The sequence below is a fragment of the Isoptericola hypogeus genome, assembly GCF_039531145.1.
Classification (GTDB): Bacteria; Actinomycetota; Actinomycetes; order Actinomycetales; family Cellulomonadaceae; genus Isoptericola; species Isoptericola hypogeus.
Genome location: NZ_BAAAPM010000005.1, coordinates 388,405 through 403,632 on the forward strand (window position 1 = coordinate 388,405; position 15,228 = coordinate 403,632).

The 15,228-nt window shown below is 72.6% G+C and carries 14 protein-coding genes and 2 riboswitches; of the genes, 9 read left to right on the forward strand and 5 right to left on the reverse strand.

Annotation, left to right across the window (positions count from 1 at the left end):
- The first annotated feature begins 140 nt into the window (after positions 1–140).
- Both ABD254_RS14420 and ABD254_RS14425 read left to right on the forward strand, forming a co-directional pair.
- Positions 141–1,229, forward strand: coding sequence for an LCP family protein (locus tag ABD254_RS14420; protein WP_344249114.1), 1,089 nt, complete (start codon positions 141–143; stop codon positions 1,227–1,229).
- 26 nt (positions 1,230–1,255) lie between these two features.
- On the forward strand, positions 1,256–2,788 hold the full coding sequence (locus tag ABD254_RS14425; RefSeq protein WP_344249115.1) for a hypothetical protein: 1,533 nt from the start codon (positions 1,256–1,258) through the stop codon (positions 2,786–2,788).
- Between the two features lie 200 nt (positions 2,789–2,988).
- Here ABD254_RS14425 and ABD254_RS14430 read toward each other — a convergent pair whose 3' ends face one another.
- Complete coding sequence (locus tag ABD254_RS14430; RefSeq protein ID WP_344249116.1) at positions 2,989–3,456, reverse strand: hypothetical protein; 468 nt, start codon at positions 3,454–3,456, stop codon at positions 2,989–2,991.
- A gap of 181 nt (positions 3,457–3,637) precedes the next feature.
- Here ABD254_RS14430 and ABD254_RS14435 point away from each other — a divergent pair, with 181 nt between their 5' ends.
- Entirely contained in the window at positions 3,638–4,939 is a 1,302-nt protein-coding gene (locus tag ABD254_RS14435; RefSeq protein ID WP_344249117.1) for an MFS transporter, read from the forward strand.
- Between the two features lie 45 nt (positions 4,940–4,984).
- Here ABD254_RS14435 and ABD254_RS14440 read toward each other — a convergent pair whose 3' ends face one another.
- Entirely contained in the window at positions 4,985–5,764 is a 780-nt protein-coding gene (locus tag ABD254_RS14440) for an MHYT domain-containing protein (RefSeq protein ID WP_344249118.1), read from the reverse strand.
- Positions 5,765–5,928: 164 nt separating this feature from the next.
- Positions 5,929–7,080, reverse strand: a complete 1,152-nt coding sequence (gene serC / locus ABD254_RS14445; RefSeq protein WP_344249119.1) for a phosphoserine transaminase — start codon at positions 7,078–7,080, stop codon at positions 5,929–5,931.
- A 208-nt stretch (positions 7,081–7,288) separates the two neighbouring features.
- On the opposite strand from serC, the gene ABD254_RS14450 reads away from it, so the two are divergent.
- The 5 genes from ABD254_RS14450 to ABD254_RS14470 all read left to right on the forward strand — a co-directional run bounded on the left by ABD254_RS14450 (position 7,289) and on the right by ABD254_RS14470 (position 12,488).
- Entirely contained in the window at positions 7,289–8,020 is a 732-nt protein-coding gene (locus ABD254_RS14450; RefSeq protein ID WP_344249120.1) for an iron-dependent transcriptional repressor DtxR, read from the forward strand.
- Positions 8,021–8,171: 151 nt separating this feature from the next.
- A riboswitch (cyclic di-AMP (ydaO/yuaA leader) is annotated at positions 8,172–8,339 on the forward strand.
- Between the two features lie 3 nt (positions 8,340–8,342).
- The gene (locus ABD254_RS14455) at positions 8,343–9,122 is read left to right on the forward strand and encodes a C40 family peptidase (protein ID WP_344249121.1); all 780 of its coding nucleotides are present in this window, start codon (positions 8,343–8,345) and stop codon (positions 9,120–9,122) included.
- A gap of 236 nt (positions 9,123–9,358) precedes the next feature.
- Positions 9,359–9,533, forward strand: a riboswitch (cyclic di-AMP (ydaO/yuaA leader).
- Between the two features lie 96 nt (positions 9,534–9,629).
- Positions 9,630–10,319, forward strand: a complete 690-nt coding sequence (locus tag ABD254_RS14460; protein ID WP_344249122.1) for a C40 family peptidase — start codon at positions 9,630–9,632, stop codon at positions 10,317–10,319.
- 172 nt (positions 10,320–10,491) lie between these two features.
- Entirely contained in the window at positions 10,492–11,451 is a 960-nt protein-coding gene (locus ABD254_RS14465; RefSeq protein ID WP_344249123.1) for a universal stress protein, read from the forward strand.
- A gap of 284 nt (positions 11,452–11,735) precedes the next feature.
- Positions 11,736–12,488, forward strand: a complete 753-nt coding sequence (locus ABD254_RS14470) for an endonuclease domain-containing protein (protein ID WP_344249124.1) — start codon at positions 11,736–11,738, stop codon at positions 12,486–12,488.
- A gap of 58 nt (positions 12,489–12,546) precedes the next feature.
- On the opposite strand, the gene ABD254_RS14475 is transcribed toward ABD254_RS14470, so the two are convergent.
- Together ABD254_RS14475 and ABD254_RS14480 are read right to left on the reverse strand one after the other, a co-directional pair.
- A complete protein-coding gene (locus tag ABD254_RS14475) occupies positions 12,547–13,389 on the reverse strand; it encodes an ABC transporter permease (protein ID WP_344249125.1) in 843 nt (280 codons plus the stop codon).
- Positions 13,386–14,507 (reverse strand): ATP-binding cassette domain-containing protein, encoded by a 1,122-nt coding sequence (locus ABD254_RS14480; protein WP_344249126.1) that lies wholly within the window; start codon positions 14,505–14,507, stop codon positions 13,386–13,388. The genes ABD254_RS14475 and ABD254_RS14480 overlap by 4 nt, the downstream gene beginning before the upstream one ends.
- 134 nt (positions 14,508–14,641) lie before the next feature.
- Here ABD254_RS14480 and ABD254_RS14485 point away from each other — a divergent pair.
- A partial coding sequence (locus ABD254_RS14485; RefSeq protein WP_344249127.1) for a serine hydrolase domain-containing protein occupies positions 14,642–15,228 on the forward strand: 587 nt, incomplete at its 3' end.

The window sequence follows — 15,228 nt, forward strand, 5'->3', positions numbered from 1 at the left end:
GCCTCTCACGGCCCGTGCCCGCCCGCGCCGTGGCCGGGTGCACCGGGGCGAATGCTAAGGGCAACCTGTCACGAGAGGCACACGTCGTCTCCGCAACCCGGCCCGTAGTCTCCGCAGCCCTGCCCGTAGGATTCCGCCTTGTGAGCAGACCCGCCAGCGAACCGCAGCCCGCGACCACCAGCGGCCCGTCCCCCCGCCGCCACGCGCGCGACGAGTCGCACGGTACGCGCCGGGCGGTCGCGGTCCTCGGGGTGCTCGTCCTGCTGCTCGCGGCCGGCGGCTTCGGCGCCGCCTGGTGGTTCCAGAACCGGCTCGACTCGAACATCGAGCGGCTCGGCGACCCGTTCGCCGGTCTCGACAACCGCCCTGACGCCGCGCCCGAGAACCCGGACGAGAAGCACGAGGCCGTGAACCTCCTCGTGCTCGGCTCCGACAGCCGGATCTCGGCGGGCGACCCGTCGCAGTGGGAGGCCGGCGCCCAGCGCACCGACGCGATCATGCTCGTGCACCTGCCCGCGAACCGGGAGTCGGCGCAGGTCGTCTCCATCCCGCGCGACTCGTGGGTGGACATCCCCGGCTACGGCGAGGCGAAGATCAACGCCGCGTTCTCCTACGGGGGCCCGGCGCTGATGATCGACACCGTCGAGCAGCTGACGGGCGTGCACGTCGACCACTTCGTCGTCACGGACTTCGAGTCGTTCACCTCGATGACGGACGCGCTGGGCGGCGTGCGGATCCGCGTCCCGCAGGACATCGGTGACGGCGACGAGGTCTTCTTCTCGGCCGGCGTCCACATGATGTCCGGCGAGGAGGCGCTCACCTACGCGCGGCAGCGCCACGGCCTCAACAACGGCGACTTCGGCCGCGTGCAGCGCCAGCAGAACTGGATGCGCGCCATCCTGGCGAAGGTCAACAACAACCGGAACGACGTCCGGATGATGTCCGACTTCTTCACGACGGTCAGCGAGTCCGTCGCCGCCGACGAGAACTTCACCATCGACCGGATGCGCAACCTCTACATGAGCGCGCGCGGGCTGAGCACCAACGAGGTCACGTTCATGACGGCGCCCTACTCCGGCACCGGCCGCAGCGACGACGGGCAGTCGATCGTCGTCATCGACCGCGACAGGTTCGACCCGCTGATGAAGGCGATCTCCAAGGACAAGGCGGCCTCCTACGTGAACAAGCACGCCGAGGAGCTCGAGGTCCTCCCGGCCACGGTCCAGTAGTCGCCGCGGCACGCGTGCGAGCTCTGATGCGGCGCGGCGCCCTGCTCGCGGTCGTCCTGGTCGTGGCCGTCGCGCTGTCGACGCTCCTGCTGGCGCGGGTCGGGGTCGGCGGCGAGCAGCCCCCGGGATCCGGCACCTCCGGTGCGACGACGGCGGCCGGCGTCGTGTCGCCCGCTCCCGCGAGCCCGCCCAGCGGTGAGGCCGCGCCGAGCGTCCCGCCCGCGCCGAGCGTGGCTCCCTCGCCGAGCGGCGAGGCCGCGCCGAGCGCGACCCCGGCGGCCACCGTCGCGGCGTGCCCCTGGGGCGGGCGCCTCGACCGGCCAGACCGGTCCGTCGAGGTCGACTACCCCGTCTCCGGCTACTTCATGCTGACCACCGCCGACCGGTGCGCGACCCGCGCCAAGGTCCAGGGCGCGCACGCCATCGGCGCGGACACGATCGTGACGTTCGGCGCCGAGCTGACACCCGTCACCGTCGGTGCTCTGCGCAGGCCCGCGAAGGACAACCCCTTCGCCGGGTTCGCCGTCGACGGGACGGACGGCTACCGGTACGCGACGGCCCGGACCGGGGGCGGGCGGATCCGCGACGTCTACACGTATGCGAACAAGTCGGCGTTCAGCGACGCCGCGCTGTTCTGCCCCCGGCGGGACGGCCGCTCGCGCACGCCGGACGGCGACTTCACCTGGTGGCTGCTCCCGGTCGAGGGCGGCTACAGCGACTGCGACTCTCCCAGCCGCACGTACGACCTCGTGGTGTCCTACGGCGGCAGCGTGGACGCCGACACGCTGCTGGTCGCCGACGCCGCCAGGTTCGGCATGTCGGTGTACCTCGGGATGCCGCGGCCTCGGCCCGACCCGGGCGTGGGGTTCGTCGCCGACGCGTCGTACACGCAGACGCTCGGCGGGTTCACGTCGCGCGTGCTCGCGGACTGGGACCGGAAGTTCGGCCGCCTCGACGCGTTCGCAGGCGCCTACCAGACGGTCGAGACGGCCGTCTTCACCAACGCCGACGTCTGGCGGCCGAACCTGAAGGTCTACGAGCTGCAGAACCGGATCGTCGGGTTCCGGCTCCCGAAGGCCAAGCAGCGCGTGGTCGTGAGCCCGTACGCGGACCTGCGCCGCGGCGCGCTTCCCGTGTCTGCGGTGCGGCCGTCGTTCCAGCAGATCGCGGACACGGCGGCCGGGGTGCGGATGATCCTCGCGCCGCAGGACGGCGGCGGGACGGGTCGCGTGGGCGCCTTCCGGCCGGGCGACGGCGGCACGCGGGTGCGCGCCGACCTGCGCGGCGTCGTCGGGCGGACCACCTACGGGGCGGCGTACGCCGCCTCGACGGCGACGCTCTACGCGGAGGCGAGCCGCGTGCGGGGCGTGACCCTCTGGGCGAACGTGGAGGCGTTCCGGCCGCCGGGCCAGGTCGGGCACCGCGCTCCCGGGAGGCTCGACGTCCTCGACACCCAGGTGGCGCTGGCGAGGCCGCACGTGCAGAAGGTCATCGCGTACCGCTGGGACGAGTACCTCGACGGCTCCGGGCTCGCCGACCAGATCCGCGCCCGCGGCTGACGGAGTGCCGCACTCCGGGCTCAGGCGGAGCTTGTGGCCGCCCGAGCCCTGCGTTCCGCTACCGGCGAGCGCCTCGTACCTCGGCCCTCACCGTCCGCCGCACTCCGGTCTCAGGCGGAGCTTGTGGCCGCCCGAGCCCTGCGTTCCGCTACCGGCGAGTGCCTCGTACCTCGGCCCTCACCGTCCGCCGCACTCCGGTCTCAGGCGGCGGTGTCCAGCGCGACGCGACCGTCGGCGAACGCCATGCCCTGCACGACGGCGCCGGGGTGCTTGGCGGCGAGCAGCCGCTGTGCGTCCAGCGCGATCCGCGCGTCGGGGCGGATCTGCACTGACCCGGCGGGCAGGCCCTTGGACGCCAGGACCGACTCGATGCGGTTCGCCGCGAGCCCGAGGAGCTTGTGGGCGGGCAACCCGCCGGCGCTGGCGTCGACGGCCAGCACGGCGACGCCTTCGTCGAAGCTCTCCACGCGCAGCTTCGACCGCACGGCCGGCACGAGACGGGTGGCGAGCTTGAGCGGACCGGGCAGGTTCTTCACCGCGCGGGCGTCGGCCACCACCTCGAGCACGTCGCCGGACCCGGCGACGGAGGTGACGAAACGAGGCAGGGTCGTGCCGCCCAGGAGGCCGAGCTCGTTCAGGGCCTGGGCAAGGGTCATCTCGGTACGCACGCCGCATACCGTACTGGACCCGGCTCGCTCGGCGGGGCGCCATCTGCCGAGGCTGTGGCCCGGCACACGCCGCAGCAGGGAATAGAACGATTCGACAACCTGTTGACCAGGGCGATCACCCTGCCGAGGAGAGGAGACCCGTGGCCCCCGCGAGCGACGAACCCGTCCGGAGCCTCGCCCCATGAGCGCCACGTTCTCCTCCCTGAAGTTCAGGAACTACCGCATCTGGTTCGCCGCCGCCCTGGTGGCCAACGTCGGCACGTGGATGCAGCGCGTCGCGCAGGACTGGATCGTCCTGACCGACCTCAGCGACGAGTCGGGCGTCGCCGTCGGCATCACCACCGCCCTGCAGTTCGTGCCTTTCCTCCTGCTGTCCCCGTGGGCGGGCGTGCTCGCCGACCGGCTGCCGCGCCGTCGTCTCCTCATGGCCACGCAGGGCGGCATGGGCGTGCTCGCGCTCGGGCTCGGCGCGCTCGTGCTCTCCGGCCGGGCCGAGCTGTGGCACGTCTACGTCTTCGCGCTGCTGCTCGGCGTGGTCTCGGCGCTCGACGGCCCGGTCCGCCAGACGTTCGTCGCGGACCTGGTGCCCGTGGAGAAGCTGCCCAACGCCATCGGGCTGAACAGCGCGTCGTTCAACGGCGCCCGCCTCATCGGCCCGGGCGTCGCCGGGCTGCTCATCGCCGCCGTCGGCTCGGGCTGGGTCTTCCTCATCAACGGCGTGACGTTCGGTGCGACGATCCTCGCGCTCGGCGCCATGAACGTCCGGGAGCTGCGCAGCCGCCCGGCCGCGCCGCGTGCCAAGGGGCAGATCCGCGAGGGCGTGCGGTACGTGCGGGAGCGCACCGACATCGTCGTCATCATGGTCGTGATGTTCGTGGTCTCCACGTTCGGCCTGAACTTCCAGCTCACGTCCGCACTCATGGCGCGGGTCGAGTTCGGCCGGGGCGCGAGCGAGTACGGGATCCTCGGCTCGGTGCTGGCCATCGGGTCGCTGACGGGCGCGCTGCTGGCCGCGCGCCGCGAACGTCCCCGGGTGCGGCTGGTCATCGGGTCCGCGTTCGCGTTCGCGGTGACGACGGCGGTGCTCGCGCTCATGCCGACCTACCCGGCGTTCGTCGTCGCCTGCATCCCCGTCGGCCTCGCGTCGCTGACGATGATGACGGCGGCGAACAGTGCGCTCCAGGTGTCGACCGACCCCGTGATGCGCGGGCGGGTCATGGCGCTGTACGTCATGGTCTTCCAGGGCGCGACGCCGATCGGGTCCCCGATCGTGGGGTGGATCGGCGAGGCGTGGGGGCCGCGCTGGTCGATCCTCGTCGGGGCCATCGCCACGTTCCTCGTCGCGGCGGCCGCCACCGTGTGGGCGGTGCGGCGCTGGCACCTGCGGGTGCGTTACCGCGTGCGGCGGCGCCCGCACCTGGAGGTCGTGTACCTCGACCGGGAGCGCGACGCCGGCCGCGTGCCGGCCCCGGCGGCGGCCTGAGCCCGACGCCGAAGGTCGGACGGCGACGGGAGGCTCCTGGGATCGTCAGACGCCGACGCGGGTGCCGCGCCGGCGCAGCCGCTCCTCGAACTCGTCGCGCGAGCGCATCTCGTCCTCGGTGGGCCACATCATCACGATGAAGATCAGCGCGACGGTGAGCGCGACGATCCCGAGGATGAGCGGGCCGAGCAGGTCGATCGGGTTGGTGCCGCCCGGCGGCTCGCCGCCGGCGCCGTGGATCGTCAGCGCGGCCATCCCGGTGTAGTGCATGCCGCTCACGGCCACGCCCATGAGCATCGCCGCGCCGGTGGTGGCGCGCCGGCCGCGCACGTTGACGCACAGCCACAGCGCCGCGGTCGCCGCGACGACGGCGATCACGACGGACAGGGCGACCACCCAGGTGGTGTAGCTCAGGTGCCCGGTCATCCGCATGGCGGCCATGCCCATGTAGTGCATCGTGGCCACCCCCAGGCCCGCGACGACGCCACCCGTGAGCAGCACCGGGAGGCGGTCGCCCGCGAACCCCACGAGGAACAGCCCGATCGCGACGACGACGATCGCCACCAGCGCGCTGAGGATCGTCATCGGCACGTCGTAGTAGATCGGCATACCGGTCACGGTGAAGCCCAGCATCGCGACGAAGTGCATGACCCACACGCCGGTGCCGCCGATCGCGATCGCCCCGATCAGCAGCCAGGCGCTCCGGGAGCGGGCGTCCTTCGAGGCGCGGGCCCGGGACGTCGCGGAGAGCCCGGCCGCCGCCCCGACGCACGAGGCGACGTAGGCGAGCATGGGCGTGATGACCCCGTAGGTGAAGTGGTGCATCTCCGGCATGGTCGCCCCTCCTGGCCGCGTCGCCTGCGCTGTCGGTCGCTGAGCCCGGTGAGGGCCGAGGTAACGTAACAGCAACGATGCCGGGTGAAAAAACCGGAGAATTCGGGCGTGTCGGTAGCAGGGTGTGGTATTGGCGCCGTGGCTTCGGAGGTACCTCAGAGGTGCTCGACGACGTGGTCGACGCACGCCGTGAGAGCCCGCACGTCGTCGGGGTCCACCGCGGGGAAGAGCCCCACGCGCAGCTGGTTGCGGCCCAGCTTGCGGTACGGGAAGACGTCGAGGACGCCGTGGGCGCGCAGCACCCCCACGACCGCGGGCGCGTCGATGCCGGGGTCGAGGTCGATCGTGCCGACGACGGTCGACCGCGCGCCCGGGTCCGCGACGAACGGGGAGGCCCAGTCCCGGGCCTCGGCCCAGCCGTAGAGGGCGCCGGCGGACTCGGCGCAGCGCGCCGACGACCAGGCCAGGCCGCCCTGGGCCAGCAGCCACTCGACCTGCTCGGCGAGCAGCACGAGCGTGGCGACGGCGGGGGTGTTGAGCGTCTGGTCCGCCCGCGAGCTGGCGAGGGCCGTGGTGAGGGAGAGGAACTCCGGCACCCAGCGCCCGGCGGCCTCGGCGCCCGCCTCGACCTCGGCGGCACGCTCGACGGCGGCCGGCGAGCAGACGGCCAGCCACAGCCCGCCGTCCGCGCCGAACACCTTCTGCGGCCCGAAGTAGTAGACGTCGGTGTCGCGGACGTCGACCGGCAGGGCGCCCGCGCCCGACGTCGCGTCGACGAGCAGCAGCGCGCCCCCGGCGCGGGCGTCGGGCACCTGCCGGGTGGGAGCCATCGCGCCCGTCGACGTCTCGTTCTGCACCGTGGCGTAGGTGTCGACGCCGTCGACGGCCTCGAGCAGCGCCACCGTGCCGGGCGCGGCCTCGCGCACCTCGGACGGCTCGAGGAACGGCGCCCGCCGCGTGGCCGCGGCGAACTTGCCGCCGAACTCCCCGAAGACGGCGTGCTGCGCGCGCCGTCGCACGAGGCACGCGGTCGCGACGTCCCAGAACGCCGTCGAGCCGCCGTTGCCGAGCGCGACCTCGTAGCCGTCGGGAAGGTCGAAGAGCGTGGCGAGGCCCTGGCGGACCCGGCGGACCAGGTCCTTGACCTGCGGCTGCCGGTGCGACGTGCCGAGCACCGGGGCCGCCGGGTCGCCCGCCGCGGCGAGCGCGGCGACCTGCGAGGCGCGGACCTTGGAGGGACCGGAGCCGAAGCGGCCGTCCGCAGGCAGCAGCGACGAGGGGATGACGAGGGTCGGCTCGACGGGCATCGGGTCTCCGAGGGCTCGGGGGCGGATCGGCGGCGGGCGGCGGCCCGCGTAGGGGCGGCGCGCCGCCGACGGGTGGGTGACGGACGACGTGGTGCGTGTCGGTGGCGTGGTGCAGGATGGCGCAGGCCCCTGAGGGCGCGCACCAGGACCGGACCTGGGTGGACGCGGTGCGAATAGACTAGGCCCGGGCCTGAAGACGGGAGTGGACGTGACCGACCTGATCGACACCACCGAGATGTATCTCAAGACGATCTACGAGCTTGGCGAGGAGGGCATCCCTGCACTCCGTGCGCGCATCGCCGAGCGCCTGGGGCACTCCGGGCCGACGGTGTCGCAGACGGTCGCGCGCATGGAGCGCGACGGCCTCGTCGTCGTGACGGGGGACCGCCATCTCGAGCTGACCGGGCCCGGTCAGGCCAAGGCGACCCGGGTGATGCGCAAGCACCGGCTCGCCGAGCGGCTGCTCACCGACGTCATCAAGCTCGACTGGGAGCACGTGCACACGGAGGCGTGCCGCTGGGAGCACGTGATGAGCGACCTGGTCGAGAAGCGCCTCGTGACGCTGCTCGACCACCCGCACATCGACCCGTACGGCAACCCGATCCCGGGCCTGTCCGAGCTGGGCGAGCAGTACGAGGACGTCCCGTTCCTCGACGGCGTGAAGTCGCTCCCTGCCGTTCTCCTCGCCTCGCGCGCGGCCGGTACGGCCGCCGACGACGAGGCGGACGGCGGGACGTCGCTCGTGCTGCAGCGCATCGCCGAGCCCCTGCAGGTCGACATCGAGCTGCTCGCGCGCCTCGGCGAGGCTGGCGTGGTGCCCGGTGCGCACATCGCCGCGCGGATCGCCGGCGGGGACTACGCCGTGCAGGTCGAGGGCTCGGGAGTGGTCCTGGAGCTCCCCGAGGACCTCGCCAAGCACCTGTTCGTCGCGGCCCGCTGAGGCCGTCCCCGCGCAGGTCGCGCGGGAATGCCACGGGTGTCGTGACCGGAGCGTGACATCGCGGGCATTCATCCGGTACGGTCGGGGTCGCTCGCCGGAGATCGATCTGGCGGGCGCTCGGACGGACGCCGAACCCTGCCACCGGCCGAGCTCCCACGGAACACCGCACGGCAGGAGCGGGGGACCCACTTTCGGGCGTCGGAGACGACGTCCTTGGGGTGAAGCCGCACGGGTCGGTCTGCACGGCAGACCCGGACGGCCGGGTGCTTTCTCCCACCCGAACCCGACAGCTGACCTCGCAGGCGACAGGAGAGGTTGACACGTGACCGCACGCACCACCCGCGGCCGGCATCGCGCCGCCCGCCGTCCGATCGCCATCGCCACGAACGGCAACGCCGGTCGCCGCGTGGCCGTCGTCGCCACCGCCGGTGGTCTGCTCGTCTCCACGTTCGCCAGCGCGAGCGCCGCCCAGGCCGCGCCGGTGGACAGCGACGCCGCCCACAAGCTCAGCACGGTCGACCTCGGCGCGCTCACCGACCAGGCGCGGCACGCGCTCGAGGCGGCCCCGGTCGTCACGGTGGACGCCAAGGCGAAGGTCGACGTCGAGAAGATCACGGCGAAGATCGCGTCCGAGGCCGAGATCACGCCCGCTCCCGAGCCGGAGCCCGTCGTCGTCGAGACGTCGTACGAGTCCGAGTCGACCTCGACGTCGGCCGACACCGCGTCGCGCTCGGCCGAGCGCGAGGAGGTCTCGACCGCGGCTCCCGCGTCGGCCAACGGCTCGTCGATCGTGTCGATCGCGATGCGCTACGTCGGCGTCCCGTACGTCTCGGGCGGCACCAGCCCGTCCGGCTTCGACTGCTCGGGCCTGACCCAGTACGTCTACGCGCAGGTCGGCATCAGCCTGCCGCGCACCACCTCGGAGCAGCGCTACGCGGGCACGGTCGTCTCCGACCCGCAGCCGGGTGACCTGGTGTGGACCCCGGGCCACGTCGCCATCTACGCGGGCGACGGCATGCAGATCGACGCCCCCAAGCCGGGCGACGTCGTCCAGTACCGCGCCATCTGGCAGTCGAACCCCACGTTCATCCGCGTCGGCTGAGCCGCCGCACCGGCCGCTCGGCGGCCCCACCGACGCCCCGTCGCGCACCGCGCGGCGGGGCGTCGGCGCGTCCGGTCGGCGACCTCCCGAGGGGCCGGAAACGGCCTGTGGACAGGGTTTTCGTGCCCTCTGGTCACCTCCTGTGATCGAAACGTGACATTGACGGCCGGGTCCGCTACGGTTTCAACCACTCGCCGGCCATCTGGTGAGTCTCGACCGGAACGCCGAGCCCTGCCGCCGGTCGGGCACCTTAACCCCAGGCAGGGGCGGGGGACCCACTTCCGGGCATCGGAGACGGTGTCCTCGGGGTGAAGCCGCACGGGTCGGTCTGCACGGCAGACCCGGACGGCCGGGTGCTTTCTCCCACCCGAACCCGACAGCTCACCTCGTAGGCGACAGGAGAGGGAACACGTGAACGCACGCACCACGCGCGCCCGGCACCGTGCCGCGCGCCGTCCGCTCACGCCGCTCAGCGTCGGTACCGCCGCTGCAGGGCGTAGGGCCGCAGTGGTCGCCACCGCTGGCGGCCTGCTGGTCTCGACCTTCGGCGGCGCCACCGCGGCGCAGGCCGCTCCGGTCGACCACGACGCGGCCAACAAGCTCAACACCGTCGACCTCGGCGCCCTGACCGACCAGGCCAAGAACGCGCTGCAGGCGGCTCCGGTCGTCGCGGTCGACGCCAAGGCCAAGGTCGACGTCGAGAAGATCACCGCGAAGGTCGCGGAGAAGGCCGAGATCACCCCGGCGCCCGAGCCGGAGCCCGTCGTCGAGGAGGTCGTGGAGACCGCCACCGAGACGGTGTCGCGCTCCGCGGAGCGCACCGAGGTCCCCGAGGTCGCCTCGTCCTCGTCGCTCGGCTCCCAGATCGTGTCGATCGCCTCGCGCTACATCGGCACGCCCTACGTCGTCGGTGGCTCCACGCCCGGCGGCTTCGACTGCTCGGGCCTGGTCACCTACGTGTACGCCCAGGTCGGCATCGACCTGCCGCACCAGTCGAGCGCGATCCGCTACGCCTCGAACGTCCAGGTCGTCTCGTCGTCCGAGGCGCAGCCCGGCGACCTGATCTGGTCCCCGGGGCACATCTCGATCTACATCGGCAACGGCCAGCAGATCGACGCGTCGCGGCCCGACGGCTGGGACACCCGGGTGCGGGACATCTGGCAGTCCAGCCCGACGTTCCTGCGCGTCACCGGCTGACCTTCGGGCAACCCCGACGCCGCGACCCCCGGCGCTCCGCACGGAGCGTCGGGGGTCGTCGCGTTCCCCGGCGCTTTGCTGTGCCTTGCGCGGACCTTTCGCTAGGCTTGAACGTGCCCGGTCGTCTCGACGGTGAGGCGGCGCAGCGGGCTCGTTCGACGGGAGGCGCGACATGACACGTCCTGAGGTCGTCCTGGTGGGGGTCGACGGCTCGGCAGCGAGCCTGCACGCTCTCGACTGGGCCGCCGCGTACGCGCGGCGCACCGGGTGGGGTCTGCACGTCGTGTGCAGCTATTCGCTCCCGTCGTTCACCGCGGCCTCCCTGGACGGCGGCTACGCCGCGCTCGACGACTCCGCGATCCAGGAGGGGGCCAAGGCGGTCCTGGCGGAGGCCCAGGCCCGGGTCGCCGGGGCCGGTGTCCCGGTCACGGCCACGGTCGCGTCGGGCGACGCGGCAGGCGTGCTCGTGGAGCAGTCGCGGGAGCACGCGCTGGCCGTGGTGGGCACCCGGGGCAAGGGCGGGTTCACCGAGCGGCTGCTCGGCACCGTCTCGTCCGCGCTGCCGGCGCACGCGCACTGCCCCACGGTCGTCGTGCCGTACCGCGGTTCCGGGTCGGGCGCGTCGACGGACCCCGACCGGCGCGACGGCGACGTGGTGCACGAGGTGCGTCGCATCGTCGTGGGTGTCGACGGGTCCCCGTCGGCGGAGGTGGCGCTCAAGCACGCCGTCGCGCAGTCGCAGGTCTGGGGGGCGGAGCTCGTCGCGGTCGCCGGGGTGCCGCTCGCGGGCGGCGCGGGGGTGCTCGCCTGGCTGCCCTCGCAGATCGACCACGAGCAGGTGCTGGCCGACGTCAAGGCGGGACTGGACGTCACCGTGGACCGGTTCGAGGCCGAGAACCCGGGGATCACCATCAAGCGGCACGTCCTGGACGGATCGGGGGCCGAGCTCCTCACCGAGTTCTCGACGGGCGCCGACCTCATCGTCGTCGGGTCGCGCGGTCGCGGTGGCTTCCGCGGCCTGCTGCTGGGCTCGACGAGCCAGGCCGTGCTGCACCACTCGGCCTGCCCGGTGCTCGTCGTGACGCGCAAGTGCGACGAGGAGCTGCGCGAGGACGCCGAACCCGCCGCCTGACGCTGTGAGCATGATTTTGGCCCGCTTTCGCCACGGAAAGCGGGCCAAAATCATGCTCACAGCGGGGGCTGTGGATCGGCCGCACGAGGGACCGCAAGCCACGGCACTCTGCGGGGATGAACGCGTTCGACACCCCGTCGTCGGGGCCGCTCACCGTCCCCGACGCCCTCCGTGCGGGGCTGACCCGCAAGCAGCTGCGATCGACGAGACGGTGGCGATCGCCGTTCCACGGAGTTCGGGTTGCCGCGGGCACGCCGGACGACCTCGTGTCACGGTGCCGTGCCTTGGCGCCGCTCCTCGACGACGGCGTCGCGTTCAGCCATACGACTGCGCTACGGCTGCTCGGGGTCGAGATCCCCTGGACCGTCGCCGACGACACGAGAATCCATGCGGTGACCTCGCGGGTGCAGGACCGGCCCCAGCGCGGCGGTGACGACATCGTCGCGCACTGGTCGCGCCAGACGTTCCTCGAGACCGTCGAGCTCGAGGGGCTGCTCGTCACGTCGCCGGCGCAGACGTTCGTGCACGTCGGCGCCGGACTCCTGTTGCCGGACGACGTCGTGGTGCTGGGAGACGCGATGATGCGCCGAAAGGGCCCGCTCGTGACACCGGCCGAGCTGGCCGGGATCGCCGAGCGCACGCACAAGGTCAAGGGAATCGTGCGGGTGCGCGAGCAGGTCGAGCGGATGTGCCCGGGGACGGACTCGTCGACCGAGACCCGGACGCGTCTTGCCCTGACGGCCGCGAATCTGCCGTGCCCGGAGGTGAACGGCGTGGTCACGGCCCCGGACGGGACCTATGTGAAGCGGGTCGACATGCTCTACCGAGCTCTCAAGGTCGCGATCGAGTACGACGGCGACCAGCATCGCACCGACCCGGCGCAGTGGCGGGACGACGTCCGCCGGCGCCGGATGCTCGAAGCCCTCGGGTGGACCGTGATCGTGGTCGTCGCGGACGACCTCCGGGACCCGACGGAGCTCGTGGCGCGCGTCCGGGTCGCGATCCGGCGTGCGCGCGCGGCGTCCCCACTGTTGTGAGCATGAGTTTGGCCCGGTTCCAGGACCGGAACCGGGCCAAATTCATGCTCACAACACCTCAGTGGCGGGTGCGGTACAGCCGCATCGTGATCGGGCCGAAGACGGCCGTGAGCACGACCGCCGACACGAGCACCCAGATGATCTCGCCGCTGTCGGGCTGCCCGGCCATGAGCCCGCGGACGGCGGTGACCAGGTGCGAGACCGGGTTGATCTCGACGAACCGCTGGAGGGCCGCAGGCATCGTCGACGGGTCCACGAAGATGTTCGACGCGAACGTCAGCGGCATCAGCACCATCATCGACACGCCCATCACGGAGTTCGGGGTGCGCAGCAGCAGCCCGAGGATGGTGAAGATCCAGCTCAGCGAGAACGCGAACACCAGCAGGAGCAGCACGCCGAGCAGCACGCCGACGAACCCGCCGTCGGGACGGAACCCGAGGATCAGGCCGAGGCCGATGGTCATCACCGACGCGATCAGGTAGCGCACCTGGTCCCCGAGCAGGGCGCCGACGATCGGTGCGGGGCGCCAGATCGGCAGCGACCGGAACCGGTCGAACACCCCCTTGGTGATGTCCGTGTTCAGCGTGTACCCCGTGTACACGGTCACGAAGACGATCGTCTGCACGAGGATCCCCGGCAGCAGGAACTGGATGTACGTCGACGTGGAGCCCATCAGGGCCCCGCCGAACAGGTACGTGAACATCAGCGTGAAGATGACGGGCGAGACGAGCACGTCGAACAGCTGCTCGGGCACGTGCTTGATCTTCAGCAGCGCGCGCCACCCGAACGTCATCGTGGTCGACACCGCCGACGGGCGTGACGGGCGCTCGTCGAGCGCTACCGCCTGCCGCAGGCTCGTCGGGGTGATGGTGGCCTCGTGGTCGGTGGACTGGGTAGTCATCGGGACACCTCCTCGGCGGGGACACCGGCGTCGCGGCCTGCGCCGCTCCCGTCGTCGGCGGTGTCGTCGTCCGGCAGCGGCCTGCCCGTGAGCGTCAGGAACACCTCGTCCAGGCTCGGCTGGCCGAGCGAGAACTCGGGGACCGCGATCCCGGCCTCGGCGAGCGCGGGCAGGACGTGCGCGACCGCGTCCGCGCCGTCGTCAGGGACGCGCGCGCTGAGCGCGTACGGGTCGGTCGGCAGGGTGGGGGAGGTGCCGAGCAGCCGCTCGACGATCGCCGCCGCCTCGCCCCGGCGCGCGGAGTCGGCCAGGCGCAGGTCGACCGCGCCCTGACCGACGGACCGCTTGAGCTCGCTCGTCGTGCCCTCGGCGATGACCTTGCCGTGGTCGATGACGGAGATGCGGTCGGCGAGCTGGTCCGCCTCTTCGAGGTACTGCGTGGTGAGCAGCACCGTGGCGCCGTCCTCCACGAGCACGCGCACGATGTCCCACACCTGGTTCCGGCTGCGGGGGTCGAGGCCGGTGGTGGGCTCGTCGAGGAACAGGACGCGCGGCGCCAGCACGAGCGAGGCGGCGAGGTCGATGCGTCGCCGCATGCCGCCGGAGTAGGTCTTGACCTGCCGTGCGCCGGCGTCGGACAGGCTGAACGCCTCGAGGAGGCCCTCGATCCGTCGCCGGGCACTCGCGCCCGTGAACCCGTACAGGCGCGCGAGCATGAGCAGGTTCTCGGTGCCCGTCAGGTCCTCGTCGACGGAGGCGTACTGTCCCGTGAGCCCGACCGCGGCGCGTACCGCGTCGGCGTCGTGCACGACGTCGTGGCCCAGCACGCGGGCCGAGCCCGCGTCGGGGCGCAGCAGCGTGGCGAACATCCGGACGACGGTCGTCTTGCCCGCGCCGTTGGGCCCGAGGAGACCGAAGACGGTGCCTGTAGGGATCCGCAGGTCGATGCCGTCGACGGCCTTGGTGACCTGCTTGCGCGTGGTGAAGTGCTTGACGAGCCCGGTGGCCTCGACGGCGAACCCGTCGCCGGGCGGCGGGGCGGACGCGGGCTCGTGGTTGCTGTGCCGGCCCGGGGGCGGGCCGGGGTGCTGGTCGGGGTCGTTCGAGGGTGAGGTCATGAGTCTTCTCCCGGGTGTGACGGGGGTCACGCTAGACGTTACGACGGGCCGCCGACAGAGAATTCATCGCTCGGCGTAGGCCCGCCGCCGTCGTCGCAGGCCAGCACTCCGCGAGCCCTCATTAGGGTGTCCGCATGTCGACCGACCCGGATACGCCCGACGCCCCGCTGGACATCACGTACCTCGAGCGATGGGTGGCCACGCAAGCCGGGCTGGCCCGCGTGCCGGGGGTGCAGTACGCCGTGCTCGTCGGGGGCGACGTGGTCCTGGACGGCGCGTGGGGCGTCGTCGACGTCACCACGGGAGAACCGCTGGCGACCGACCACCTGTTCCGCGTCGCGTCGCACTCCAAGACCTTCACGGCGACGGCGGTGGCCGCCCTGGCGCAGAACGGGCTGCTGCGCCTCGACGACCCCTTCGCGTCCCATCTCCCGGAGCTCGAGGGGGCGCCGGTCGGGGCCGTCACTCTGCGCGAGGCGCTCGGTCACACGGGCGGCGTGCTGCGCGACGGGCGCGACGCGGACCACTGGCAGCTCGGCGCGCCGTTCCCGGACCGCGCGGCGCTCCTCGCCTCGGTCCGTGCCGACGGGGAGGTGCTGGGCCGCGGCGAGCACTTCAAGTACTCCAACCTCGCGTACGGGCTGCTCGGCCTGGTGGTCGAGTCCGTCACCGGGCTCGGTTACGCCGAGCACGTGCGCCGGGCGCTCGTCGACCCGCTCGG

Excerpts from the sequence above, each read along its gene's own strand:
- ABD254_RS14425 (WP_344249115.1), top strand. The coding sequence starts at position 1,256 with ATGCGGCGCGGCGCCCTGCTCGCGGTCGTCCTGGTCGTGGCCGTCGCG.
- ABD254_RS14435 (WP_344249117.1), top strand. The coding sequence starts at position 3,638 with ATGAGCGCCACGTTCTCCTCCCTGAAGTTCAGGAACTACCGCATCTGG.
- ABD254_RS14440 (WP_344249118.1), bottom strand. The coding sequence starts at position 5,764 with ATGCACCACTTCACCTACGGGGTCATCACGCCCATGCTCGCCTACGTC.
- serC (WP_344249119.1), bottom strand. The coding sequence starts at position 7,080 with ATGCCCGTCGAGCCGACCCTCGTCATCCCCTCGTCGCTGCTGCCTGCG.
- ABD254_RS14465 (WP_344249123.1), top strand. The coding sequence starts at position 10,492 with ATGACACGTCCTGAGGTCGTCCTGGTGGGGGTCGACGGCTCGGCAGCG.
- ABD254_RS14475 (WP_344249125.1), bottom strand. The coding sequence starts at position 13,389 with ATGACTACCCAGTCCACCGACCACGAGGCCACCATCACCCCGACGAGC.
- ABD254_RS14480 (WP_344249126.1), bottom strand. The coding sequence starts at position 14,507 with ATGACCTCACCCTCGAACGACCCCGACCAGCACCCCGGCCCGCCCCCG.